This window comes from Massilia cellulosiltytica (assembly GCF_047325105.1).
GTDB classification, from domain to species: Bacteria; Pseudomonadota; Gammaproteobacteria; order Burkholderiales; family Burkholderiaceae_D; genus Telluria; species Telluria orientalis.
The window spans coordinates 6,611,095-6,635,436 of the sequence record NZ_CP168562.1; the positions used below are offsets into that span (position 1 = coordinate 6,611,095).

Genomic DNA, 24,342 nt, shown 5'->3' on the forward strand with positions numbered 1-24,342 from the left:
GTCAGTTCGCCTGTTGTTGATAACGCCATTTATCGAGCATCACGGCGAGCACGATGACCGTGCCCTTCGCCACGTACTGCCAGAACGAGGACAGGCCGAGGATCGTGAGACCGTTGTTGAGCAGGCCGATGATCAGCGCGCCGATGACGGTGCCCCAGATCGTGCCCACGCCGCCCATCAGGCTCGTGCCGCCGAGGACCACCGCGGCGATCGCATCGAGCTCGTAGCCCGAGCCCCAGTTGCCGTTCGCGCCATACAGGCGGCTGGCCGACATCGCGCCCGCGGTGCCGGCGCACAGGCCGGAGAACGCATAGACGAAGACGAGGACCAGGCCGACCTTGATGCCCGTGAGCCGCGCCGCCTGCGGATTGCCGCCGACCGCGTACACATGCATGCCCAGCACCGTGCGGCGCAGGATGAACCAGGCCACCAGCACGAGCGCGGCGGCGACCCACACGAGCCACGGCAGGCCGGCGAACGAATCGTTGCCGATCCATTCGAAGGTCGGGATCTCGCGGTTCAGGATCGTGGTGCCGTCCGCGAGCAGGTACGCCGTGCCGCGCAGCGCCGTCATCGTGCCAAGCGTGACGACGAACGGGTTGATCTTGAAGACGGCGACGAGCGTGCCGTTCAGCAGGCCCATGCCGAGGCCCGCGAGCAGGAAGATCGGCAGCGACAGCGCGGGCGCGTGGCCCGGCAGCGACGCGATCATGCCCAGCACCGCGGACACCGCCAGCACGGAGCCGACGGACAGGTCGATGCCGCCCGTGAGGATCACGAACGTCATGCCCGTCGCCAGCACGACGTTGATGGAACTCTGGCGCAGCACGTTCATCGTGTTGGCCGTCGTCGCGAAATTCGACACGCCGTCTTCGGCGAAGTAGCCGGTCAGGAAGTAGAACACGATGTACAGCGCGACGAGCACGGGCAGCATGCCCATCGTCGCGAACATGCGGGAAAAGGCCTGGCCAATGCCGCCGTGCGCGCTTGCACGCGGCGCCGTGGGAAGGGATGATTTGAGGGTCTGCATGATGTCGTCTCCTATGCGGCCTGGGCCTGGGTGGCCAGTGCCATGATGTTTTCCTGGGTGATGCGTTCGCCAAGCAGCTCGCCGGACAGCCAGCCTTCGCGCATGACGAGCACGCGGTCGCACACGCCGATGATTTCCGCCAGCTCGCTCGAGATGCACAGCACGGCCACGCCCGCATCCGCCAGCTCGTGGATGATCCGGTAGATCTCGTGCTTGGCGCCGATGTCGACGCCGCGCGTCGGCTCGTCGAGGATCAGCACGCGCGGCTTGATCTCCAGCCAGCGCGCGAGCAGCAGCTTTTGCTGGTTGCCGCCCGAGAGGCCGCCGATGATGCCGTCCGGCCCCGCGCCGCGCGCCGACAGTCTGGCAATCGCGCCGCGCGTGACGTCCAGCAGTTCCCCGCGCCGGAGTACCCCGCAGCGGGCATGCTTGCCGAGCACGTTCATCGTCACGTTCGCCAGCAGCGACTGTTGCAGGAACAGGCCCTGCCCCTTGCGGTCTTCCGGCACGTAGGCGATGCCGAGGCGGATCGCATCGCCCGGCGTGCGGATCGCCACTGCGCGGCCATCGACTTCGAGCGTGCCGCCGGACAGAGGGTCCGCGCCGAACACGAGCCGCGCCAGTTCCGTGCGGCCGGCGCCGACGAGGCCCGCAAGGCCGACGATCTCGCCGGCGCGCACGTCCAGCGACACGGGATGCACCCTGGCGCCATGCACGTCGGCGAGCTTCAGGCGCACGGGGCCCGGCACGCGCCGCTCCGTATGTTCGTAGAAGCCGCCGATCTCACGGCCGACCATCATCCGCACGACCGTGTCCGGCGTCGCTTCGTCGCGCGGCAGCTCGCCGATCCACGTGCCGTCGCGCAGCACGGTGACGCGGTCGGCCAGCATGCGCACTTCCGCCATGCGATGGCTGATGTAGATGATCGCGATGCCCCGTTCGCGCAGGGCGCGCATCACGTCGAACAGGCGCTCGGTCTCGCGCTCGGACAGCGCGGCCGTCGGCTCGTCCATGATCAGCACGCGGCTGTCGTGCACGAGGGCGCGGGCGATTTCGACCTGCTGCTGGTCGGCGATCGACAGGCCGCTCGCGAGACGGTTCGGCGCGAACGTGGCGCCGAGACTTTTCAATACCTCGGCCGCGCACCGGTTCATCTGCGCCGTGTCGACGACGCCGAAGCGTCCGCGCGGTTCCGCGCCCATGAAGATGTTCTGCGCGACCGTGAGATTGGCCGCGACCGACAGCTCCTGGTAGATCAGGTTGATGCCGCACGCACGCGCATCGGCGGGACACCCGATGCGGACTGGCTTGCCGGCCACGCGGATCTCGCCGGCGTCCGGCTGGTACACGCCGGCGAGGATTTTCATGAGCGTGCTCTTGCCGGCACCGTTTTCTCCCATCAGCGCGTGGATCTCGCCGGGGCGGATGGTCAGCTGGACGCCGTCGAGCACCGTGACGGCGCCGAACCGCTTGCGGATGCCGGCGACCTCCAGCACGGGCGGTGGATTAATTGTTGCCATGTCTCCTCCAATGAGAGGTGTCTTTTAATGACTGGCCCAGCCCTTGTAGGCCAGTACGTTCTGCTTGGTGATTGCGGGGGTGGGAATCAGCACGACCGGGTTCGCGGGACGCTTGCCGTTCATGATCCCGTAGCCGATGTCGACGGCCAGCGTGGCCATCTTGTAGGGGTCTTGCGCGGTGGTGACGGCGAAGATGCTGTTCTTCGACCTGAGCGCCGCTTCCGCATCCGGCGCGCCGTCGACCGACGCGACCATCTGCACGTCCGGGCGGCCCGCCTGCTTGACCGCGAGTTCGGCACCGATCGCGGACGGGTCGTTGATGGCGAAGACGGCATCGATGCGGCGGTGCGCGATCAGGAGGTTCGTCATCACTTCCATGCCGCCATCGAGGCTGCCCTTCGCATCCTGGTTGTCGGACACGATGCGGATGCCGGTGCCGGCAAAGGCCTGCTTGCAGCCGGCCACGCGCGCGATCACGGCGGTGACGGGTGGCCCGTTGACGATGACGACATTGCCCTTGCCGTGCAGGCGAAGGGCGATGCGCTTGCAGGACTCGGTACCCGCCATCGTGTTGTCGGACATGACCGTCGCATCCGCATTGTCCGCGCCGACGTCGACGGCCACCACCACGATGCCGGCATTGCGCGCCTTTTGCAGCACGGGCGCGATGCCTTTCGGATCGGACGCGTTGACGATGAGGATGTCGACCTTGTTGGCGATGAAGTTTTCGATCTGGCCGACCTGGGTGTTGAGGTCGTACTTGCTGGAGACGGTGGTGACCTTGACCTTGTCGCCGCCGACCTTTTTCGCGGCGTCAAGCGCGCCCTTGCCGATGGCGACAAAGTATGGATTGGCCAGGTCGCTGACGGCGACGCCGACGGACTTCAGCGGGCGCGCGGCGTGCGCCACGCCGGCCAGGGAGAAGGCGAATGCCGCGATGCACGCGAACACGGCGGATCTTTTCATGACGGTGTCTCCGAGCTGTTTTAGGTATGGGATACTGCCTGACGAAAGAACTTTACACGTGTCGACTTTTTGTCGTCAACAGATTTTTTTACAAAATTTTTAATGGTTGAGTGACCACAACAACACGTGATCCACGGCGGGCGAATGGCGCGTGTGCTAGGGGAATCCGCGCTCTTATTGCACGCAAGTATTTTTGCTATGATGGTGACGCGCCTGTCGGCGGGCGCTTACTTTACACGAGTCAACAAACTGATGAAAACAGCGCAAAATCCCCGTGGCCCAGCCTCTCGTGGCCCGGTGACCATGCACGACGTCGCCGCGCGGGCCGGCGTGTCGCGCGCCACGGTGTCGAAGTATTTCAACGACCGCGAGGGATTGAAGGCCGATACGCGGGCCCGCATCGAGCAGGCCTGCCGCGACCTCGAATACGTGCCCGACCCGCACGCCGTGAGCCTCGTGCGCGGGCGCTCGCGCATGGTCGGCGTCATCCTGCCGGTGGTGAACGAACCGTTCTTCGCCGAGGCGCTGCGCGCGATCGAGGCGAAGGCCAAGGCGCTGGGCATGGACGTGATCATCCAGTGCTCGTACAACGACCCGGCCGAGGAAGCGGCGGCGCTGATGACGATGCGGTCGATGAAGGTGGCGGGCGTGATCCTGACCGCGGTCGCGTCGACGGCGAACCTCGACCTGCTGCTGCGGCTGGAGCAGGAAATGCGCATCGTCTACATGGACAGCTATGTCCACGAAGACTGCAACTACGTCATGAACGACAACCGCCAGAGCATGGCGATGCTGACCCGCTACCTGCTGGGCCGCGGCCACCGTCCGGCCTACCTGGGCGCGCCGCCGGTCGCGCATCCGTCGCCGGAAGAACGGCTGGCCGGCTACCAGGACGCGATGGCGGAAGCCGGCATGCAGCCGTACCTCGTGCCGGCCAGCACGCAGCCGTCGTGGGATTTCGAAGCGTACGCGTTCCGCCACGTGCTCGACTGGCTCGCGAGCGGCGCGTGGAAGCGCGCCGGCGTCACGGCGCTCGCCTGCGGCACCGACAGGCTCGCCATCGGCGCGATGTCCGCGTGCCGCCGCTTCGGCCTCGAACCGGGCAAGGACCTCGCGATCGTGGGCCACGACGACCTGCCGATCTCCGCCTACCTCTACCCGCCGCTGACGACGTTCCGGCAGGACGTCGCGGCCATCGGCGTCGCGGCGATGGAATGCCTGCAGGCGCAGCTGGACGGCGCCGACGTGGCGCCGTACCGCAAGCGGTTTACGGGCGGATTGGTGCCGCGCGATTCGGCTTAGGAACGTTCAGCGCTTCGGCCGGAACCATTTGACGGCAGCGCGCGCATTGGCCTTGACCGTGTAATCGATCTTGGCGAACTGCTCTTCCAGCGCCTCCGCAAGCACGCTGCCCGGGCTGGGCGGCGGCAGGTGCAGGTGGGCGTCCGCTTCTCCGTATTCGCGGCGGATCTCCATGCCGGCCTTCTTCGCAATGTGCATCATCGTGCGGTTCGACGACAGGCACTGCATGTACAACGTGTCGACGTCGGAATTGCGGCAGTGGATGGCGGCCCGTTCGAACAGCCGCGTGCCGACGCCCTGCCCCCGCGCGGATGCCGAGACGGAGACACCGAACTCGGCCACCTTTTCCTTGTCCGTGTAATGGATGCTGTCCGGATGCGCCTCGCGCGACGTGAACGCGAGGTGGCCGACGCCCACGAGCTGGAACCGCCCGTTGTAGACGCCGAACACGATGTCCTTCGAAAAATCGAGTTTCGCGACATACGCTTCGATCAGCTCGTCCGGCAACACGCTGCCGAAGCGCAGCAGGCGGTCGTCGCGGTCGAGGGCCAGGAAGTGGCGCAGGATCCGCCGCCGGTCGCGCCTGGCCAATGCCTTGACCAGCACGGCCTGACCCTTCTTCTTGATCAGGTGGTTCAGCCAGCGGCGGAGTGGATGGTCCTGCATGGGCGCTCTATTCTTGCGTCGATACAACAGAATTTGATCACTTATCGCTGCGAACGGGATACCAAGGGTAAAGCGGCATATACTTGATTCTAAAGAGAAATCGAGAGTGTCGCATGCCATTTTTTCGCCAGGCCCTGCCCTGCCTGATCTTCTGGATGAGCGCGCTGCTCGCGTTTCCGTCCACCGCAGCCAACGCAGATGCATCCGCAGCCTGGCAACCATTTTCTCATGTCTCGTTCCGGCATCACACCGAAGAAGCGCTGCGTTTCGGCACGTCTCTCGCCCAGGATCGCGACGGTTTCCTGTGGCTGGGTACGCAGACCGGCCTGGTTCGCTGGGACGGTTTCCGGGTGCGGCGCTATGTGGCCGATCCGGCGCGGGAAGGTAGCCTGCCGGACGGCTATATCCAGAGCGTGCACGTGGACGCGGGCGGCCGCCTGTGGATCGGTACGAGCGCGGGCGGCCTGGCGCGCTACGACGCGGCGCGCGATCGCTTCACCGTCATCCCGGCCGGCCCGGGCGGCCTGGGCCATGCACGCGTCTCCAGCATCGTCGACGACGGCGCCGGCGGCATCTGGGTCGGCACCGGCGCGGGACTGGGACGCGTCGACGCCGCCGGCAAGGTGCATGCCGCCGCCAGCGGCGCCCCGCAGCTGGCCGCATCCGTGCTCGCACCGGATGGGGTGGACGTGCTGTTGCGCGACCGCCAGGGCGGTCTCTGGATCGGCACCCGCGAGGGCCTGTTCTACCGGTCCGGCGACCACGACCGGCTGGAGGTCGTGCACCTGGGGCTGCCGGCGCCGAACGAACCGTCGATCAACGCCTTGTACCAGGACAGCGCGGGGCGCGTATGGATCGGCACCCGCACCCATGGCGCCTTCGTCATCGCCACGCGGGGCGCGGCGCCCCGTCCCATCGTGGAAACGGGTCCGCAGCCCGCCTTGCAGGGCGAGCGCGTGTTCACGATCGTGCAAAAGGATGACGACGTCGTCTGGCTCGGCACGGAGAGCGGCGGCATCGTCGAGGTCGACGTACGCCAGGGCACGACGCGGCGCCTGCGCTACCGCGGCGATGTGCCGGACAGCCTGCGCAGCGACGAGATCCTCGCCATGCTGCGCGAGCGCGGCGGCCAGATCTTCGTTGCCACCGGCGGCACCCTGAGCCAGCACGATCCCCTCCCGCGCGGCATCGTGACGGTGCGGACGATCGGCAGCATTACCGGCCTCAACATTTATCATCTGCTGCCCCGCCCGGACGGCAAGGTATGGCTGAGCGTTCCCGGCGGTGGCGTGAGCATCGTCGAGCCGCACACCGGCGCGCTGGCCGAGATCAGGGCGGACGCCGATGCCCTGCCCAAGGGCCGGGTGCTCGCCATGGCGAATGCGCCGGACGGCAGCGTCTACATCGGCACCCAGCAAGGCCTGTATCGCAGCGACGGCACCGGGCGTACCGTACGGCACGTCGAGATTGCGGGCCGCCGTCCCGACGCGTCCGTCTGGGCCCTGGCATGGCGCGACGGTCTCCTGTGGCTGGGCGGGCTCGACGGGGCATGGGCGGTGCGGCCGTCCTCCGCCGGGCCGGCGACCGTGTTGCGCCACGAAGACGAGGCGCTGGGCGACCGCCGCGTCACCGCCCTGCTGCCGCTCGCGGACGGCAGCGTGTGGATCGGCACCCGGCGCGGCGTCGTGCGGCTGGACCGGGACGGCACGACGGTGGAGCGCCTGCCGACCGACAACGCCGACCGCACGCGCGTGCCGAACGGCTTCGTCTCGTCCCTGCTCGTCGACCGCACGGGCCGCCTGTGGGTGTCCTCGTTCGGCAACGGCGTCGCCATCCTCGATCGCACCGATGCCGGCGGGCGCCGCTGGTTCCGGCGCCTGACGACGGCCGACGGCCTGCCCGACAACAGCGTCAACATGCTGGTACAGGACCGCAGCGGGCAGATCTGGCTGAGCACCGACCTCGGCCTGGCCGGCGTGCACCCCGACACCCTGCAGGTCCGCCGGCTGGGTGAGGCCGACGGCGCCCACGTGCCGAGTTACTGGACCAGCTCGGGCGCGCTGGGGGCGGACGGCGAGGTGCTGTTCGGCGGTTTCACCGGCCTCTCCGTCGTATTCCCCGACCGGCTGGACACCCGCCGTCCCCTGCCCCCGCTCGCCATCACGCAACTGATGCTCGGCGGGCGTGCGATCCGTGCGCTTGCGCCGGTTGCATCGGGCCGCGAGCCCGCCGCGCTGACCGTCACGCCCGCCGATCGCGAACGCGGTTTCGCGGTCGAGTTCGCGACCCTGGATTACATGCCGGCCGAGCACCGCCACTACGCCTACCAGCTCGAAGGCTTCGACACCGGATGGATCGAAGCCGACACGACCGTGCGCCGTGCCAGCTACAACAACCTGCCGCCAGGGAACTACCGCCTGCGCGTGCGTGCCTCCGGTAACAGCGACGATACCGTCAACCTGGAGCTGCCGGTCCGCGTCCTCCCCGCCTGGCACCAGCTGGCCTGGGTGCGGGCAATGGGTGCGATCGCCGTGCTGGGCATCCTTGCCGCCCTGATGCAGGCCCGCACGTCGCTGCTGCGCCGGCGCCAGCGCGAGCTGGAGGCCGTGGTCGCCAGCCGCACCGCCGAGCTGCGCGCCACCCAGCTGAAACTGGAAACCATGGCCTACAACGACGCGTTGACGGACCTGCCCAACCGGCGCCGCTTCAACGACGAACTGCAGCGCCTGGCCGCCCTCGGCCGGCGCGGCGGCGACCCGTTCGCGCTGCTCCTGATCGACCTGGACCGCTTCAAGCACATCAACGATACGCTCGGCCACGATGCGGGCGACGCGCTGCTGGTCGCGGCGGCGGAGCGCCTGCGTGCGGCCGTGCGCCAGACCGACTGCGTGGCGCGGCTGGGCGGCGACGAATTCGCCGTCCTGCTGACGCCGGCCAGCGACGCCATCGTGGGCGACGTGGCCCAGCGCATCGTCGATTCGATGCGCGCTCCGATCGCGTTCGGCGCCCACGACATGCGCGTCAGCGCCAGCGTCGGCGCCGCCGTGGCCTGGCGGGACGGTGTGGACACGGACGCCCTGTACAAGAACGCCGATACGGCGCTGTACTGCGCCAAGGAAGCGGGCCGCGACACGTGGTGCAGGTTCGGGGCCGACACCGCGGCGGCCTAGGTTCAGTCGCGCACGTCGCCCAGCGCCGCCTTCACGGCGCTCACCCGCGCGGCGTGCACGGCTTCGGGGATTTTTTCGCGGTTCTCGGCGTAGCGCGCCGCCACCTCGCCCGCGTTCACGCCGCGCGCCGCGTCCAGCGCGCGCAGCAGCCAGGGCGCCTGCGGATAGGCGCGGCTGCGCATCTCATGTCGTTCGTCGCCGCGCCCGCGCGCATCGCATTCGGACGCCAGCAGCATCTGCGCGAAGCGGTCCGGCTTGCGGAACGCGTCGCAGCGTTCGAACAGGGTCACGATCGTGTTCGGCCGCAGGTCGAGCGCGCGGCTCACGTTGCCGTGCTCGCGCGCCGTCATCACGGCCAGGTCGCGGCAGTCCGTCGGCACGCGCAGGCGCTTGCTCAGTTCCGTGATCAGGCGCGGCCCCATGCCTTCGTGGCCATGGTGCTTGGGCCAGTGTTCGGGCGACGTTGACCCTTTACCCAGGTCGTGCATGAGCGCGGCGAAGCGCACGGGCAGGTCGTAGCCCTGTTCGGCTGCGTAATCGATCACGAGCATCATGTGCACACCCGTGTCGACTTCGGGATGGTGCAGCGGCGGCTGCGGCACGCCCCACAGCGCATCGAGCTCGGGCAGGATGCGCGCCAGCGCGCCGCAGTCGCGCAGCACGGCCAGCATGCGCGACGGCTTTTGCTCCATCAGCCCGCGCGACAGTTCCTGCCACACGCGCTCCGGCACGAGCGCATCCACCTCGCCCGCCTCGACCATCTGGCGCATCAGCGCGAGCGTCGTGTCGGCCACCGTGAATGCCGGGAAGCGCGCGGCGAAGCGGGCCAGGCGCAGGATGCGCACGGGGTCTTCGGCGAACGCGGGCGACACGTGGCGGAACACGCGGTCCTGCAGATCCTGCAAGCCGCCGTAGGGGTCGACGATGGTGCCGTCCTCGGCGCGCGCCATCGCATTGATCGTCAGGTCGCGCCGGATCAGGTCGTCTTCGAGCTTGACGTCGGGGGCGGTGTGGAACACGAAGCCGTGGTAGCCCGGCGCCGTCTTGCGCTCGGTGCGCGCGAGCGCGTATTCCTCGTGCGTCTGCGGGTGCAGGAACACGGGGAAATCCTTGCCGACGGGCCGGAACCCCTTGGCGATCATGTCCTCGGGCGTGGCCCCGACGACGACCCAGTCGTGGTCCTGCACGGGCAGCCCCAGCAGCTCATCGCGGACGGCGCCGCCGACGACGTACGCCTGCATCGTCATCAGTCCGGCAACTCGTCTTCGTGCAGGCCGGCGATTTCCGTTTCGGCCATCGCTTCCTCGACCCAGCGCGCGACGGCCGGGTGCGCGAGCACGCGCGTGCAATAGGCCTGCAGCGCGGGCGCCAGCGCCACGCCATAGGTCTGGAAGCGCGTGACGACGGGCGCGAAGAACGCGTCGGCGATGGAGAAATCGCCGAACAGGAAGTTGTGGTGGCCGAAGCGGGACAGGCACTCTTCCCAGATCTCGCAGATGCGGCCGATGTCGGCCTGGGCGCCCGGCGTGCGGCCGCGGCCCGGCAGGCGCGCCTTGATGTTCATCGTCATCGCGGTGCGCAGGTCGCCGAAGCCGGAATGCATCTCGGCCACGACGGAGCGGGCCAGCGCGCGGGCGGCCACGTCCTGCGGCCACATATGCTTCTCAGGAAATTGCTCTGCTACGTATTCGCAGATGGCGAGACTGTCCCAGATGGTCATCTCGCCGGCCAGCAGCACGGGCACGCGGCCGGAAGCCGAATACTGCGCGATGTTGGTGGCCGTGTCCGGCTGGTCGAGCAGGACGCGCACTTCCGTGAACGGGATGCCGGCGGCGACGAGCGCCACCCAGGGGCGCATCGACCACGAAGAGTAATTCTTGTTGCCGATGACCAGGGTCAGGCCGGCCTGGCGTGCGTTGTCGAGGGTCTGCGTCAATGTCGGGTCGAGTTCGAGAGTCTGCATGGTGTGGCGTGATCGTTGAGGTCAGCGCCCGGCACGGGCGCGCAGAGCGTCGAGTCCGCCGGGCGGCGCCAGGTACTGCGGCGCGACGGCCTCGAGCGCCGTGAGCTTGATTCCCAGCGCCGCTGTTGTCAAGACTTTATTGTCCCTGGACGGCTGGAGCACATTGTCGACCTTCATCGAATCGAGATTGTCGCGCGTGATGACGGGCTCGCCCGGCAGCAGCTCGAACAACATCGCCTGCAGCCGCGCGAGCGCATCCGGCAAGGCGATCACTTTGCGCTCGTGCCCCGCATAGCGCCCCGCCAGCCGCACCAGTTCCGCCAGCTCGTAGACTTGCGGCCCACCCAGTTCATAGGTGAGGCCGGCCGTGTGCGGATCGAGCAGCGCACGCACGAACGCCTCGGCCACGTCGCCCACGTACACGGGCTGGAAGCGCGCATGCGCGCAGGCGAGCGGGACGACGGGCAGGTGGCGCTGCAGGCGCGCGAACATGTTGAGAAATTTATCTTCCGGGCCGAACACGACGGACGGCCGGAAGATCGTCGCCGCGACGCTGGGCTGGCTCGCCGCGGCCGCCTCGCCGTCGGCCTTCGAGCGCTGGTACATCGAGGGGCCGTTGCGGGCAGCGCCCAGCGCGCTCATGTGCAGATAACGCGGCACGGCCTCGAGCGCGCAGGCGGCGGCGATGCGGTGCGGCAAATCGACGTGGGCCCGGCGGAAGTCCGGCCCGTACGGATTGCCGCGGCGCGAGTGCAAGATGCCGACCAGGTTGATCACGGCATCGCGCCCGGCCACGAGCTTGCGGAGCGCCGTGTCGTCGTAAGGATCCGCCTGCACGATGTCGACGCCCAGCGGCATCAGGTGCATCGCGTGGCTTTCGTGCCGCGTGGGCACGACGATGTCGATGGCGTGCTCGGACAGCCTGGCCGCCAGGTGGCTGCCGATGAATCCGGTCCCGCCGAACAATACGACCGATTGCGCGTGCATGCTGTCCTCCTGCTCGTTGTTCGCTCTCCTTACGGGAGGCCGATGCCCCCGCCGCGCGGCGTGATCGTACCCAGGCGCGCCTTGAGCGATTGCGGACGCTTGTCGAACAGCGCGGCATAGTTCGTCGCGTTCGACATCACGTTGCGCACGTAGGTTCGCGTTTCCTCGAACGGGATCGACTCGACGAACACGGCCCCTTCCATCGGCGCCGTCAACAGCCCGCGCCACGTACGCGCGCGCCCCGGTCCGGCGTTGTACGCGGCCGTCGCCAGCACCTGCGAGCCTTCCGCACTGTTCAGCACCATGTTCAGGTAATTGGTGCCGAGCACGATATTCGTCCGGATATCGCTGAGCATGCCGTGGCCGTAGTCCGTCAGGCCGATCTTTTCCGCCACCCATTTACCGGTCGACGGCATCACCTGCATCAGCCCGGACGCGCCCACGCCCGACTGCGCATCGGAGACGAAACGCGATTCCTGGCGGATCAGGCCATAGACCCAGGCCTGGTCCAGGCCGAGGCCCTGCGCCGTCGGATGCAGGATGTCGTTGTGCGGCGCCGGGAAGCGCTGCGTGTAGTCGAACTCGGTGCGCGTGCGTTCGGACGTGGACAGCATGCGGTCGAGGATATCGTTCTGGCGCGCGAATTCGGCGGCGGCGAGCAATTGCCGTTCCGTGAATCCGGTGAGCGCCCAATTCCATTCGCGCGTGCCTTCGAAACGCATGCGCATCGAAAAGAATTTCAAGGCGCGCTTGAAGCCGGGGTTCGTGGCCACCTGCGCCAGCTCGGCCGGCGTGGGCGGCGCGGCGCTGGGCGGGATGCTGATCTGCATGCCCAGCTCTTCCATCGCCAGCTGGCCATAGAAACTGTTCTGGTCGGCGATGCCGCGGTACAAGGCCTGCGCATCCTCGCGCCGGCCTTCTGCCTGCAGCGCGCGGCCCAGCCAGTACGTCCAGGCGGGCTCGTCATGCTGCTGCGGCGGCATCGCCTCGATCGTCGCACGCACCGTCTTCCAGTCGCCGCGGCGCAGCGCGATGCGCGTCTTCCACTCCAGCTGGTTCCACGTCAGCGGCGCCGCTTCCGCCTTCTTCCAGTCGTCATACGCTTCGGGCGCCAAGGTCAGCGACGCTGCCAGCGCGATGTTCGCCCAGCCGATCGCCCTTTCCTCGGCCGACAGTTTCGATGCGTTCTTGTTGAGCGCCACCGTCGCCAGTTTCAGGCTCGTGCGCGCCATGCGGCCGATGGCGACGAGGTAGATCTCGTGGTCGGCGCGCGTGCTGCCGATGCCGCGCGCCATCGCCACGGCCGGCAGGTCGACGGCCTGCGCCGCGCGCGTGTCGGACGCACCCAGCAGCAGCGCCGTGCGGCGCGACGGCCCGGTCGCATGCATCTCACCGGCCAGGCGTAATTGCGCCAGCAAATCATTGTTCGTGAACTGGCCGGACTGGACGAGCTGGTTGACGAGCGCGGCGCAGGCTTCGCCGTACATCGGCGGATTGTCGAGCAGCACGCGTGCCTCGGCCGCCACGTTTTGTCCCTTCGATGCGCGCGACAGCAAGGCGTAGCACTTGACCTGGTAATCGTCTTTCTTGACGAACAGGGGCAGCTCGCGGTCGAAGTTGACCCAGTCGCGCTTGCGGCCGAGTTCCAGCAGCCAGTCGTTGCGCAGGCGGTCGGCAATGGCGCTGCCCTCGTAACGTTTCAGGAAATCCAGGATTTCCTCATTGGAAGCATCGCGCAGCCGCGGTTTGAGCCGATAATAGTCGACGTACGACGGGATCGCGTAATCCGGCAGCCGGGCCGCCAGCGCCGCCGCTTTATCGGCATCGTTCTTGCGGGCAGCGTCGCGCAGTTGCGCGAAGAGTTCGTCCTGCTCGCGGCTGGCGTCGGCCTGCGGTCCGGGCGCCACGACCGGCGCAGGCACCGCGGTGGGCGCAGCGGGTGTGGGGGGCGTCGTCCCTGGCGACACGGCCTGGGCCGCGACAGCGGACGACGCGAGGAAGAGCAGGCTGGAAGCGGCCACGACGGTGCCGGCTAACAGTGTCTGCGACATCGATAATGCAATATTCAATGTAGGCTTCATTTCATCCATGACCGGCGATTCAAGAATACCATGCCCCTCGAGCCCGAGCGTGGCGGACGAGAAACAGGCGGCAAAAACGGCATTGCGCAAGGCGCTCAGGACTGCACGTGGGGGGCTTGATCCCGCAATCAAGGTCCAGTGGGATGCACATATCGGCGCGCAGGTGGTCGCCTGGTGGAGATTGCGCCAGGTAAGTGTCATCGGTGTGTACTGGCCGCTGGCCGGCGAGCCCGACCTGCGCGCGGCGTACGCGGAATTGCACCAGGCGGGCGTGCGCCTGGCGCTGCCTGTCGTGATGGAACGCGATGCGCCGCTGACATTCACGGAGTGGACGCCCGGCGAAGCCATGTTGCCGGACGAAGCCGGCGTGCAGGTCCCGGCCCAGCTGCGCTTCATCGAGCGCCCGCCGGCCCTGCTGATCCCCTGCCTCGGCTTCAATGCCGATGGGTATCGCCTCGGCTATGGCGGCGGCTATTACGACCGCACCCTCGAACAGCCGCCGCGCCCGCACACGTTGGGCATTGCCTACAGTAAGCAGGAAGCCCAGTTCTCGCATGCGCCGCACGACGTGCCGCTGGACGTGATCGTGACGGAAACCACCCACGTCACCTGATGCCGGAAAAAAAATGCCCGCGCGGCCTTCCGGTCGCACGGGCATTCGTGAGGGTGGCGCCGGATCAGGCAGCCGTGATGCGCTGCCAGATCGCGGTCGTGGCCGCCGCCTGGTTCATGCTGTAGAAGTGCAGGCCGGGCGCGCCGCCGGCGAGCAATTTCTCGCACAGGCCGCTGACGACGTCGAGGCCGAACGCCTTGATCGACGCGGAATCGTCGCCGAAGCTGGCCAGCTTCAGACGGATCCAGCGCGGAATCTCGGCGCCGCACATGTCGGAGAAACGCATCAGCTGCGTGTAGTTCGTGATCGGCATGATGCCGGCCACGATGGGCACGTCCACACCCAGTTTGCGGGCATTGTCGACGAACTGGAAGTACGCGTCCGGATTGTAGAAATACTGCGTGATCGCGGCATTCGCGCCGGCCTGCACCTTGCGGGCGAAGGCTTGCAGGTCGTCCTGCGGCGACCTGGCCTGCGGGTGCATTTCCGGATACGCGGCCACCTCGATGTGGAACCAGTCGCCCGTTTCCTGGCGGATGAACTCGACGAGGTCGCTGGCATAACGCAGTTCGCCCGCGCCGCCATAACCGCTCGGCAAGTCACCGCGCAGCGCCACGAGACGGCGGATGCCCTTGTCCTTGAATTCCTGCAGGATCGCGCGGATCGATTCGCGCGTGCCGCCCACGCACGACAGGTGCGGTGCGGCGTCGTGGCCCGCGGCGAGGATCTCGAGGACAGTGGACAGCGTGCCGTGCTGCGTGCTGCCGCCGGCGCCGAACGTTACGGAGAAATATTTTGGATTCAGCTCGGCCAGCTTCTGCCGAGCCACGCGCAGTTTCTCCGCACCCTCGGGCGTCTTGGGCGGGAAAAACTCGATACTGATGTTAGGGGTTTCCATCTTTGTTGAGTAATAAGGTAGAAAGCGCCCACGAAATGACACTGTACAGGATCGCCGCGAGGAACGCGGACCAGAACCCCGCCACGTGGAAGCCCCCGACGAGGTGCGCGACCAGCCAGAACAGCAGTGCGTTGATCACCAGGATGAACAGGCCGAGCGACACGACCGTCACGGGCAACGTCAGCACGACGAGCAAGGGACGGATGATCGTATTCACGAGGCCCAGGACGAGGGCCGCCACGAGGGCGGTGCCGACGTTGTCGACCGATACCGAGTGCATCAGGTAAGGCAAGGCCATCAGGGCCGCCGCATTGATCAGCCAGGTCAGGAGCAGGCGCATGTTGTGTCTTTCGTGAGAGGTTGTCCAGCACACCTCCGCCGACGATGGAATCCGGCGGAGGCGCATCAGTTCACGGAAGAGCTTACCAGATCAATAACGGTAGTGTTCCGGCTTGTACGGGCCTTCCTTGCTCACCGAAATGTAGGCGGCTTGCTCTTCGGTCAGCTCGGTCAGCTTGGCGTTGAGCTTCTTCAGCTGCAGGCGGGCGACTTTTTCGTCCAGCTTCTTCGGCAGCGTGTACACGCCGACCGGGTAGGCGGCGGTATTGGTGAACAGTTCGATCTGGGCGATGGTCTGGTTCGCGAACGACGAGCTCATCACGTACGACGGGTGACCCGTGCCGCAGCCCAGGTTCACGAGGCGGCCTTCGGCCAGCAGGATGATGCGGCGACCAGACGGGAAGATAATGTGGTCGACCTGCGGCTTGATGTTTTCCCACTCGTACTTGCGCAGCGCGGCGACTTCGATTTCGTTGTCGAAGTGGCCGATGTTGCAGACGATCGCCTGGTCTTTCATGCGCAGCATGTGCTGCTCGGTGATCACGTGGTAGTTGCCCGTGCAGGTGACGAAGATGTCGCCGTGTTCGGCAGCCTCGTCCATCGTCACGACGCGGTAGCCTTCCATTGCGGCCTGCAGTGCGCAGATCGGGTCGATCTCGGTGACCCAGACCTGGGCCGACAGCGCGCGCAGCGCCTGGGCCGAACCCTTGCCGACGTCACCATAACCGGCCACGACGGCGACCTTGCCGGCGACCATCACGTCCGTCGCGCGCTTGATGCCGTCGACCAGCGATTCGCGGCAGCCGTACAGGTTGTCGAACTTCGATTTCGTCACGGAATCGTTGACGTTGATGGCCGGGAACGCCAGCTTGCCGTCCGCGTGCATCTGGTACAGGCGGTGGACGCCGGTGGTGGTCTCTTCCGTCACGCCCTTGATTTCCGGCAGGCGCTTCGAGTACCACTGCGGATCGATGGCCAGGCGGCCCTTGATGGCGTTGAACAGGCAGATTTCTTCTTCCGAACCCGGCTTGTCCAGCACCGAGATGTCCTTCTCCGCGCGCACGCCCAGGTGCAGCAGCAGCGTGGCGTCGCCGCCGTCGTCCAGGATCATGTTGGCGTAGACGTCATCGCCCCATTCGAAGATGCGGTGGGTGTAGTCCCAGTACTCGTCCAGCGTCTCGCCCTTGACGGCGAACACGGGCGTGCCGACCGAGGCGATGGCGGCGGCAGCGTGGTCCTGCGTCGAGTAGATGTTGCACGAGGCCCAGCGCACTTGCGCGCCGAGGGCTTCCAGCGTGCGGATCAGCACGGCGGTCTGGATGGTCATGTGCAGCGAACCGGCGATGCGCGCGCCCTTCAGGGGCTGGGCGGCCGCGTATTCGTCGCGGATGGCCATCAGGCCGGGCATTTCGGTTTCGGCGATGCGGATTTCCTTCTCGCCCCACGAGGCGAGGCCGATGTCGGCAACGAGGTAGTCCTGGGTGGTGTCTTTGAGTACGGCGCTCATCACGCCCTCCTTTCAAGTTAAGAAAAAAGTAACGTGAGCGCGGTGTTGATATCCGAGCCTGGCGAGATGGGGAATCTCGTCGCAACGCTCCTCGGAACTGGTAAGTGTAGCACGGTGGGCAGGCTTCTGCCCACCGTGTGAAGGCGTTTTACAACGCCCGGGGAATTACGCGAGACCGGCTTCGGCGCGCAGCAGCGCGGCCTTGTCGGTGCGCTCCCACGTGAATTCCGGCTCTTCGCGGCCGAAGTGGCCGTAGGCGGCCGACTTGGTGTAGATCGGGCGCAGCAGGTCGAGCATCTGCACGATGCCTTTCGGGCGCAGGTCGAAGTGTTCCATCACCAGTTCGGCGATCTTCTCGTCCGAAATGACGCCCGTGCCTTCCGTGTAGACCGTGATGTTGATCGGACGGGCCACGCCGATCGCGTAGCTGACCTGCACCTGGCACTGGCGCGCCAGGCCGGCGGCCACGACGTTCTTGGCGACGTAGCGGGCAGCGTAGGCAGCCGAGCGGTCGACCTTGGACGGGTCCTTGCCGGAGAACGCGCCGCCGCCGTGCGGTGCGGCACCGCCGTAGGTGTCGACGATGATCTTGCGGCCTGTCAGGCCGCAGTCGCCCTGCGGGCCGCCGATGACGAAGCGGCCGGTCGGGTTGACCAGGTAACGGGTGTCCTGCAGCCATTCGCGCGGCAGCACCGGCTTGATGATCTCCTCGATCACCGCTTCCTCGATCTGGCTGTGGCTGACTTCCGGCGCGTGCTGGGTCGACAGCACGACGGTGTTCACGGACACCGGGCGGCCGTTGACGTAGCGCAGCGTGACCTGGGACTTGGCGTCCGGACGCAGCCACGGCAGGCGGCCGTCCTTGCGCAGCTGCGACTGGCGCTCGACGAGGCGGTGCGCGTAATAAATCGCGGCCGGCATCAGTTCCGGCGTCTCGTCGCACGCGTAGCCGAACATCAGGCCCTGGTCGCCCGCACCCTGGTCGAGGTCGAGACCGGCGCCTTCGTCCACGCCCTGGGCGATGTCCGGCGACTGCTTGTCGTAGGCGACCAGCACGGCGCAACCTTTATAGTCGATGCCGAAGTCGGTGTTGTCGTAACCGATGCGCTTGATGGTATTGCGGGCAACTTGAATATAATCGACGTTTGCGTGCGTCGTGATTTCACCGGCCAGGACGACCAGACCCGTGTTGCACAGGGTCTCGGCAGCCACGCGCGCGCGCGGATCCTGTTCGAGGATGGCGTCGAGGATGGCGTCGGAAATCTGGTCGGCGACTTTGTCCGGGTGGCCTTCAGAGACGGACTCGGAAGTGAAGAGGTAGTCGTTGGAAGACATTAAGGCTCCTGATACTGTTGTAAAAATTGCCGCAGCACCAAGGCCTGCGACGCTTTAGCGAGATTTATATTCCGCTTCGCAAGTTGTCATTAACTCCGCGGATGCTACAAAGTGGTATTTTACGCTCCTCCAAAAATTCTGGCACAGCAACCCGTCGGTTCTCTACCCTAAATCAATAATGCTTGTCCTTTTGTTTCGAATCCTGTCGTTTTTGCCGCTGCGCACCCTGCATGCGCTCGGCGCTGCGCTCGGCTGGATCGTCTATCTGCTCTCGCCGTCGCACCGCCGGCGCCTGCGCGAAAACCTCGAACAGGCCGGCTACGGCGGCCATCTGCGCGCCGCGATCGCCGAATCCGGCAAGGCCATCGCCGAGCTGCCGTTCGTCTGGTGCGCGCCGCAGGAGCGCGTCACCCGCCACGTCACGATGGAAAACTGGGAACTGGTGCAGCGCCAGCTCGACGCCGGCCGCGGCATCGTCTTCCTCACGCCGCACCTGGGCTGCTTCGAACTGACCGCCCAGCAGGTCTCGCTGCGCGTCGAACTGACGGTCATGTACCGCCCGCCGCGCCAGAGCGCCCTGAAGCCGCTCGTCGAAGGCGCCCGCGAGCGCCAGCACATGCACCTGGCGCCCGCCAACCTGGCCGGCGTGCGCATGCTCGTCAAGGCGCTGCGGGGCGGCCAGCCCGTCGGCGTGCTGCCGGACCAGGTCCCGCAGGAAGGCGAAGGCGTGTGGGCGCCGTTCTTCGGCCGCGACGCCTACACGATGACCCTGCCCGCCAAGCTGGCCCAGTTGGGCAAGGCCGACATCCTGACCGTGTACGCGGAACGCCTGCCGCGCGGCCGCGGCTTCGCCATCCGCTTCGTCCCCTTCGACGGGTCGCTCGACGGCGACGCGGCCCAGCAGGCCGCCGCCATCAACCGCCAGATGGAAAAGCTCATCGCCTACTGCCCCGCCCAGTATTTCTGGAGTTATAACCGCTACAAGAAGCCGCAAGGCGTCGAAGCACCGCACCCCGAGACCGTCGCATGAGGTTCCTGATTTTCCTGTTGTGGCTGCTGCACTTCCTGCCGCTGCCTGTCCTTGGTCGCATCGGCAACGCCGTCGGCTGGCTGATGTATTACGCGATTCCCAAGCGCCGCAAGATCGCGCTGGTCAACCTGCGCCTGTGCATGCCCGAATTGGGCGAAGCGGAGCGGGTCGATATCGCCAAGCGCCATTTCATGGCCTATTCGCGCAGCATCCTGGAGCGCTCGCTGATCTGGTGGGCGCCGTTCGAACGCATCCACGGCCTGATCGAGATCGTCCCCAAGGTGCCGAAAGCGCAGCTGGAAAGCGGCCCGACCATCTTGTTCTGCCCGCACTTCGTGTGCCTGGACGTGGCCGGCGTGGCGTCGCGCGTGGTGCCGCTGTCGACGATGTATTCGCCGCAAAAGAACAAGGCGTTCGACGATTTGTTGCGATATGGCCGCGAACGTTACGGCCCCGTGCGCCTGTTCACGCGCACCGACGGCATCAAGCCGATCATCCGCGCACTGCGCGAGGGCCTCCCCTACTTCATGCTGCCGGACATGGACTTCGGCGAGAAGGATGCCACCTTCGTGCCGTTCTTCGGCATCCCGGCCGCCACGTTGACGGCGATGGGCCGGCTGGCGGGCGCGACCGGCGCAAAAGTCATCCCGGTCGTCGCCACTTTCCTGCCCAACTACAAGGGATACCGGGTAGAGTTCTATCCTGCATGGGAAGATTTCCCGGGCGACGACATCATCGCCGCCACGCGTCGCATGAACGCCTTCATCGAGGACCGCGTGCGCGAACATCCGGCCGAGTACTTCTGGACTCACAAGCGCTTCAAGACCCGGCCGCCCGGCGAGCCCTCGTTCTACGATTAATGACAGATACCATGAAACTCAAGTTCACCAAGATGCACGGCGCCGGCAACGATTTCGTCGTCATCGACGCGATCAACCAGCAACTCGACCTCGGTCCGGAACAATGGCGCCGCCTGGCCGACCGCCGCTTCGGCGTCGGGGCCGACCAGATCCTGATCGTCGAGCGCCCGGTCACGGAAGGCAGCGATTTCCGCTACCGCATCTATAACAATGACGGCGGCGAGGTCGAGCAATGCGGCAACGGCTCGCGCGCCTTCGTCCGCTTCGTCAGCGACAAGGGGCTGACCGACAAGCGTAGCATCCGCGTCGAAACGATGAGCGGCATCATCACCCCGCGCCTGGAAGACGACGGCAGCATCACGGTGGACATGGGCGCGCCGATCCTGGAGCCGGGCCGGGTCCCGTTCGATGCGGCCGGCCTGGAAGGCGTCGCCGAAGGCCGCGACACGCTGTGGCCGATCACCGTCTCGAACCAGGGCCAGGAACACACCGTGCTCGTGTCGACGGTGTCGATGGGCAATCCGCACGCGGTGCAGGTCGTCGCCGACGTCGATGCGGCCCCCGTCCTGGAAACGGGCCCGCAGATCGAGCACCACCCGCGCTTCCCGCGCCGCGTGAACGCCGGCTTCCTGCAGATCGTGGACCGCGGCCATGTGAAGCTGCGCGTCTACGAACGCGGTGCCGGCGAAACGCTGGCCTGCGGCACGGGCGCCTGCGCCGCCGTCGTGGCCGGCATCCGGCGCGGCCTGCTGGACTCGCCCGTGCAAGTCCAGGCCCGCGGCGGCAAGCTGACCATCAACTGGGCCGGCGAAGGCCAGCCTGTCTATATGAGCGGTCCTGCCGAGACCGTGTTCGAAGGGGAAATCGAAATCTGAGTAAGGATATTTGAGTCAAGCGGCCAGCGAGTAGTCGCCATCCGGCGCCGGGGACTCTTCCGGTTCTTCCGTCCCGGACGCCGCGCTCGCCATCTCCGGCAACAGGCTGCGCAACCGGTACAGGCGCTGGCGGTAATTCCCTTCCGGTCCGCCCGGACCGCAATCGACGTTCTCGAAGACGAGCGCCACGCGGTCGAGCAGCTGGCGCTCCTGCGCCGTTTCCACCGAGATCAGCCGGCGCCGGCTGCGGCCGTAGCTGGCGCGGATGTCGATCACGAGGCAGTGGCCGCGGTCGGCGCCGCGGATATCCAGCAACAGCGCCTCGGCCCGGCTCAGGCCAAAGGCCACCGCCAGTTCCAGGCGCGCGGCCAGCAGCGGATGGGCCGCCAGGTCGCGCCCGGCCAGCCCACCCAGGTCCGTCCAGGCGCCGGGCTGGCGCGGCGCCAGCTTGCGCAGCGCGGCCGCAGCCTTGGGACAAGCCTGCGCCGCCGCCTTCTGCAGCCAAAACAGCGCGCGCACGTCGTTGTTCTCGTTCTCGCGGCGCGCGCGCCATGCCGCGTTCCCGCATTCGAGCTGGGCATCGCGATAGCCCATCTCCGCCGCGCGCTCCAGGTATTTCTGCGCTTCCAGCACATTGCGCTGGGAGAATTCCGGCTTGATATAAATACGCGACAGCGCGTACCAGGCTTCGGCCAGGCCCTGCTCGCCGGCCAGGGTCAGCCAGCGCACGGCCTTTTTGAAGTTGGCCGCGCCATGGCTGCCGGGAATCCGCTTGCCGTCCACCCGCATGCGGGCACACCACAGACCGAGCGCGAACTGGGCATGGCGGTCCTGCTCGGCCGCGGCGATTTCCCAGAACCGCAGCAATTCATCCTGGCCGACGTCATGCGGGGCCTCGTTCGCGGCCACGAGCCGGGCACAGCGCGACAGCAGCAGCACCTCGTCCGGCGCCAGGCGGGCAGCCGCGTGGTCCTGGGCGGCATCGGAACCGGCCAGGGCGCGCGCCAGCGGGAGCGCCCGCTCCAGCCAGGCGGACCAGCGGCCCGCGTTCCAGTCCTGTTCCAGCAGGGCGAACTGCGCGGCGCCGACGCCGCTGTCGGCTGCCTGGCGCAGCCAGCGCTGGCCCGCGGGGCTTGCCACGGGCGCGCGGGCGACCGGCTCGTCCGTCTCGGGCGGCGCCGCGCCGTGCTCGCGCGCGAGCAGCCACTGCGCCTCCGGAAAACCGGCACGGGCCGCGTCTTCCAGCGCGCGCAAGGCCTTGGCGCGCTGGGCCGGCGTGCACTGGCCCTCGTTCAGCGCGCCCAGCATCAGTTGGGCATAGACGAGCCCGGCGCGCACGAGCCCGCCGTCGTAGGCCAGTTCATACCAGCCGGTAACGGGTTGCGGATTGTCACGCGCAAGATCGACCGGAATATGGTTCCCGATCAATTGCCATGCTTCAGCGCAACCCTGCTGTGCGGCGCGGTCGAGCCAGTGGAGGGCCGTGGGCAGGCTCTTCGGCAGCCCGGCACTGCCGAACAGGTAGAGCCGGCCCAGGGCGAGTTGCGAGTCGACGCGACCGGCACGTGCGCCGCGGATGACCGCCAGTTCTTCACGGTTTGCCATCGTTCTTTTCTGGATGTTAGAGACGTCTATGAAATATACGCAGTCCAATTCCGCAAGCACAATGCACGAAAATACGTGAAGATCGCTTGCGTTGCGCTACTGATGAGCTCATGTGTCGCGCACTGCGGTAACAATGGACGTCGGATGGGCCAGAGTCTAAAGCCGCGGCGATGCGATTCGGCTACGATTCCAAAGGCCTTTGAGCCCGCACAAACCCTGCCGTGGTACGGGGAGAGAATGATGATGTTTTGAAACTTAAACGAGCCTTAAGGTGCACCCGGTTTCCCGACACGGCCGTTTCGAAAATACAACAGCACGATTGGATTTATTGGCTTTCGACCAAGTGCAACAGTCATAATTGACAAATCAGACAATCTTGACGCATTAAGCATTTAAGGTTCACACATCCGAGTGTTCAGCAACTAATAAAAATCTCAATGCTCTCTGGATTCCTTCGATTCACTTTTTAGGATAAAAATTAAGATGAAAAAAACCCTCGTGGCAGCCGCTCTGCTGGGCGCATTCGCCGGTGTGGCACAAGCTCAAACCGCTGTTCAAATCTACGGCAACATCGACGTCGGCATGGTCAAGCGCACCGACCAGACCCTGGCCATCGGCAAGCGTGCTTCGAACACCCTGGGCTTCAAAGGCACCGAAGATCTGGGCAACGGCCTGAAGGCACTGTTCCAGGTTGAAATGCGTTACGAGCCGGACACCGGCACCAACGAAAACAACGGCCGTCCGCTGTTCCAGGGCCAGACCCGCGTCGGTCTGCAGGGTGACTTCGGTATGGTCCGTCTGGGCCGTGGCCTGACCCCGTTCCAGGAAATCGTCGGTTCGTTCGAACCGTGGCACGGTCTGCCGACCCAGGCCGGCTTCTACACCGACATCTCGGTCGCCGGCTTCAACTCGGCTCCGCTGGACGTCGGCGGCACCAGCCCGAACAACAACCGTGTCTCGAACGCGATCTTCTATAACTCGCCGGTCGCCAATGGCTTCCAGGTGAACGCTTCGTGGGCATCGAAAGAAGCCACCGGCGGCGGCGTGACCGGTATCGGCGCTGGCGCTGCCACCTACGCTGCGGGCGCACAGGCTTCGGCCAACCCGTTCTCGATCGCTGGTACCTACAACAACGGTCCGGCAGCAGCGATGCTGGCTTACGAGCGCAACGCCGTCGAATCGAAGGTCTGGTCGGTCGCAGGTTCGTTCTCGGTGACCCCGGAACTGAAACTGATGGGTACCTACTCGCACCAGAACATGGAGCACACCAACACCCAGCGTCCGACCATCAAGGGTGCTGAAATCGGTGCAACCTACGCTGTCGGCCCGGGCAAGCTGCTGGCTGGCTTCGGTCTGAAGAAGCAGGAAGAAAACGTCCGTCTGCACGACCTGATCACCCGTCAGTACTCGCTGGGCTACGAGTACAGCCTGTCGAAGCGTACGTACCTGTACGTCGACGCATCGCGCAAGACCAACGTCTTCAACCAGGCGACCGGCGCATCTTCGGCTACCCCGACCGTCAACCACTACGACATCGGCCTGAACCACTCGTTCTAAGCCGAGCCGCGGGGGCAACCCCGCTGCATCGCTCAAGC

General features: G+C 66.5%; 19 protein-coding genes, 1 pseudogene and 1 riboswitch. Of the genes and pseudogenes, 7 read left to right on the plus strand and 13 right to left on the minus strand.

Annotation, left to right across the window (positions count from 1 at the left end):
- Position 1 precedes the first annotated feature (1 nt).
- From ACEN9H_RS29010 to ACEN9H_RS29020, 3 genes are read right to left on the minus strand one after another with little or no spacing between them, the layout of a single operon-like run.
- Positions 2-1,030 (minus strand): ABC transporter permease subunit, encoded by a 1,029-nt coding sequence (locus tag ACEN9H_RS29010; RefSeq protein ID WP_413336811.1) that lies wholly within the window; start codon positions 1,028-1,030, stop codon positions 2-4.
- 11 nt (positions 1,031-1,041) lie between these two features.
- Positions 1,042-2,550, minus strand: a complete 1,509-nt coding sequence (locus ACEN9H_RS29015) for a sugar ABC transporter ATP-binding protein (protein ID WP_413672980.1) — start codon at positions 2,548-2,550, stop codon at positions 1,042-1,044.
- Between the two features lie 24 nt (positions 2,551-2,574).
- The gene (locus tag ACEN9H_RS29020; protein ID WP_413336809.1) at positions 2,575-3,516 is read right to left on the minus strand and encodes a substrate-binding domain-containing protein; all 942 of its coding nucleotides are present in this window, start codon (positions 3,514-3,516) and stop codon (positions 2,575-2,577) included.
- 303 nt (positions 3,517-3,819) lie between these two features.
- Between ACEN9H_RS29020 and ACEN9H_RS29025 the strand changes: the two genes are divergently transcribed.
- Positions 3,820-4,818 (plus strand): LacI family DNA-binding transcriptional regulator, encoded by a 999-nt coding sequence (locus ACEN9H_RS29025; protein WP_413336808.1) that lies wholly within the window; start codon positions 3,820-3,822, stop codon positions 4,816-4,818.
- Between the two features lie 6 nt (positions 4,819-4,824).
- Here ACEN9H_RS29025 and ACEN9H_RS29030 read toward each other — a convergent pair whose 3' ends face one another.
- A complete protein-coding gene (locus tag ACEN9H_RS29030; protein WP_413336807.1) occupies positions 4,825-5,484 on the minus strand; it encodes an N-acetyltransferase family protein in 660 nt (219 codons plus the stop codon).
- Between the two features lie 113 nt (positions 5,485-5,597).
- Here ACEN9H_RS29030 and ACEN9H_RS29035 point away from each other — a divergent pair, with 113 nt between their 5' ends.
- Positions 5,598-8,654: a two-component regulator propeller domain-containing protein gene (locus ACEN9H_RS29035; RefSeq protein ID WP_413336806.1), complete on the plus strand. Its 3,057-nt coding sequence runs from the start codon at positions 5,598-5,600 to the stop codon at positions 8,652-8,654.
- 2 nt (positions 8,655-8,656) lie between these two features.
- On the opposite strand, the gene ACEN9H_RS29040 is transcribed toward ACEN9H_RS29035, so the two are convergent.
- The 4 genes from ACEN9H_RS29040 to ACEN9H_RS29055 are packed head-to-tail and all read right to left on the minus strand — an operon-like array spanning position 8,657 to position 13,655.
- Positions 8,657-9,895, minus strand: a complete 1,239-nt coding sequence (locus ACEN9H_RS29040; protein WP_413336851.1) for a multifunctional CCA addition/repair protein — start codon at positions 9,893-9,895, stop codon at positions 8,657-8,659.
- 5 nt (positions 9,896-9,900) lie between these two features.
- Complete coding sequence (locus ACEN9H_RS29045) at positions 9,901-10,617, minus strand: glutathione S-transferase family protein (protein WP_413336805.1); 717 nt, start codon at positions 10,615-10,617, stop codon at positions 9,901-9,903.
- A gap of 21 nt (positions 10,618-10,638) precedes the next feature.
- Positions 10,639-11,604 (minus strand): complex I NDUFA9 subunit family protein, encoded by a 966-nt coding sequence (locus ACEN9H_RS29050; protein WP_413336804.1) that lies wholly within the window; start codon positions 11,602-11,604, stop codon positions 10,639-10,641.
- A gap of 29 nt (positions 11,605-11,633) precedes the next feature.
- The gene (locus ACEN9H_RS29055; RefSeq protein ID WP_413672981.1) at positions 11,634-13,655 is read right to left on the minus strand and encodes a transglycosylase SLT domain-containing protein; all 2,022 of its coding nucleotides are present in this window, start codon (positions 13,653-13,655) and stop codon (positions 11,634-11,636) included.
- 79 nt (positions 13,656-13,734) lie between these two features.
- On the opposite strand from ACEN9H_RS29055, the gene ACEN9H_RS29060 reads away from it, so the two are divergent.
- Positions 13,735-14,298, plus strand: coding sequence for a 5-formyltetrahydrofolate cyclo-ligase (locus ACEN9H_RS29060; protein ID WP_413672982.1), 564 nt, complete (start codon positions 13,735-13,737; stop codon positions 14,296-14,298).
- 64 nt (positions 14,299-14,362) lie between these two features.
- On the opposite strand, the gene metF is transcribed toward ACEN9H_RS29060, so the two are convergent.
- From metF to metK, 4 genes are all read right to left on the minus strand, one after another.
- Positions 14,363-15,196: a methylenetetrahydrofolate reductase [NAD(P)H] gene (metF, locus tag ACEN9H_RS29065; protein ID WP_413672983.1), complete on the minus strand. Its 834-nt coding sequence runs from the start codon at positions 15,194-15,196 to the stop codon at positions 14,363-14,365.
- Positions 15,183-15,536, minus strand: coding sequence for a phage holin family protein (locus ACEN9H_RS29070; RefSeq protein ID WP_371764265.1), 354 nt, complete (start codon positions 15,534-15,536; stop codon positions 15,183-15,185). The genes metF and ACEN9H_RS29070 overlap by 14 nt, the downstream gene beginning before the upstream one ends.
- A 90-nt stretch (positions 15,537-15,626) precedes the next feature.
- Positions 15,627-17,042, minus strand: a complete 1,416-nt coding sequence (gene ahcY / locus ACEN9H_RS29075) for an adenosylhomocysteinase (RefSeq protein WP_413672984.1) — start codon at positions 17,040-17,042, stop codon at positions 15,627-15,629.
- Between the two features lie 28 nt (positions 17,043-17,070).
- A riboswitch (S-adenosyl-L-homocysteine riboswitch) is annotated at positions 17,071-17,141 on the minus strand.
- Between the two features lie 66 nt (positions 17,142-17,207).
- Positions 17,208-18,377 (minus strand): methionine adenosyltransferase, encoded by a 1,170-nt coding sequence (gene metK / locus ACEN9H_RS29080; protein ID WP_056134518.1) that lies wholly within the window; start codon positions 18,375-18,377, stop codon positions 17,208-17,210.
- Between the two features lie 151 nt (positions 18,378-18,528).
- Between metK and ACEN9H_RS29085 the strand changes: the two are divergent.
- The 3 genes and pseudogenes from ACEN9H_RS29085 to dapF all read left to right on the plus strand — a co-directional run.
- Positions 18,529-19,407: pseudogene (locus ACEN9H_RS29085) on the plus strand (lysophospholipid acyltransferase family protein); the annotation flags it as partial.
- Entirely contained in the window at positions 19,404-20,267 is an 864-nt protein-coding gene (locus ACEN9H_RS29090; protein ID WP_413672985.1) for a lysophospholipid acyltransferase family protein, read from the plus strand. The pseudogene ACEN9H_RS29085 and the gene ACEN9H_RS29090, both read left to right, overlap by 4 nt.
- 11 nt (positions 20,268-20,278) lie before the next feature.
- Entirely contained in the window at positions 20,279-21,142 is an 864-nt protein-coding gene (dapF, locus tag ACEN9H_RS29095) for a diaminopimelate epimerase (RefSeq protein WP_413672986.1), read from the plus strand.
- Between the two features lie 15 nt (positions 21,143-21,157).
- Here the strand turns inward: dapF and ACEN9H_RS29100 are convergent, their stop codons facing one another.
- Positions 21,158-22,747 carry a tetratricopeptide repeat protein gene (locus ACEN9H_RS29100; RefSeq protein ID WP_413672987.1) on the minus strand — a complete coding sequence of 530 codons (1,590 nt, stop codon included), beginning with the start codon at positions 22,745-22,747 and terminating at the stop codon, positions 21,158-21,160.
- Between the two features lie 483 nt (positions 22,748-23,230).
- On the opposite strand from ACEN9H_RS29100, the gene ACEN9H_RS29105 reads away from it, so the two are divergent.
- Positions 23,231-24,304: a porin gene (locus ACEN9H_RS29105; RefSeq protein ID WP_371771665.1), complete on the plus strand. Its 1,074-nt coding sequence runs from the start codon at positions 23,231-23,233 to the stop codon at positions 24,302-24,304.
- Positions 24,305-24,342: the final 38 nt, after the last annotated feature.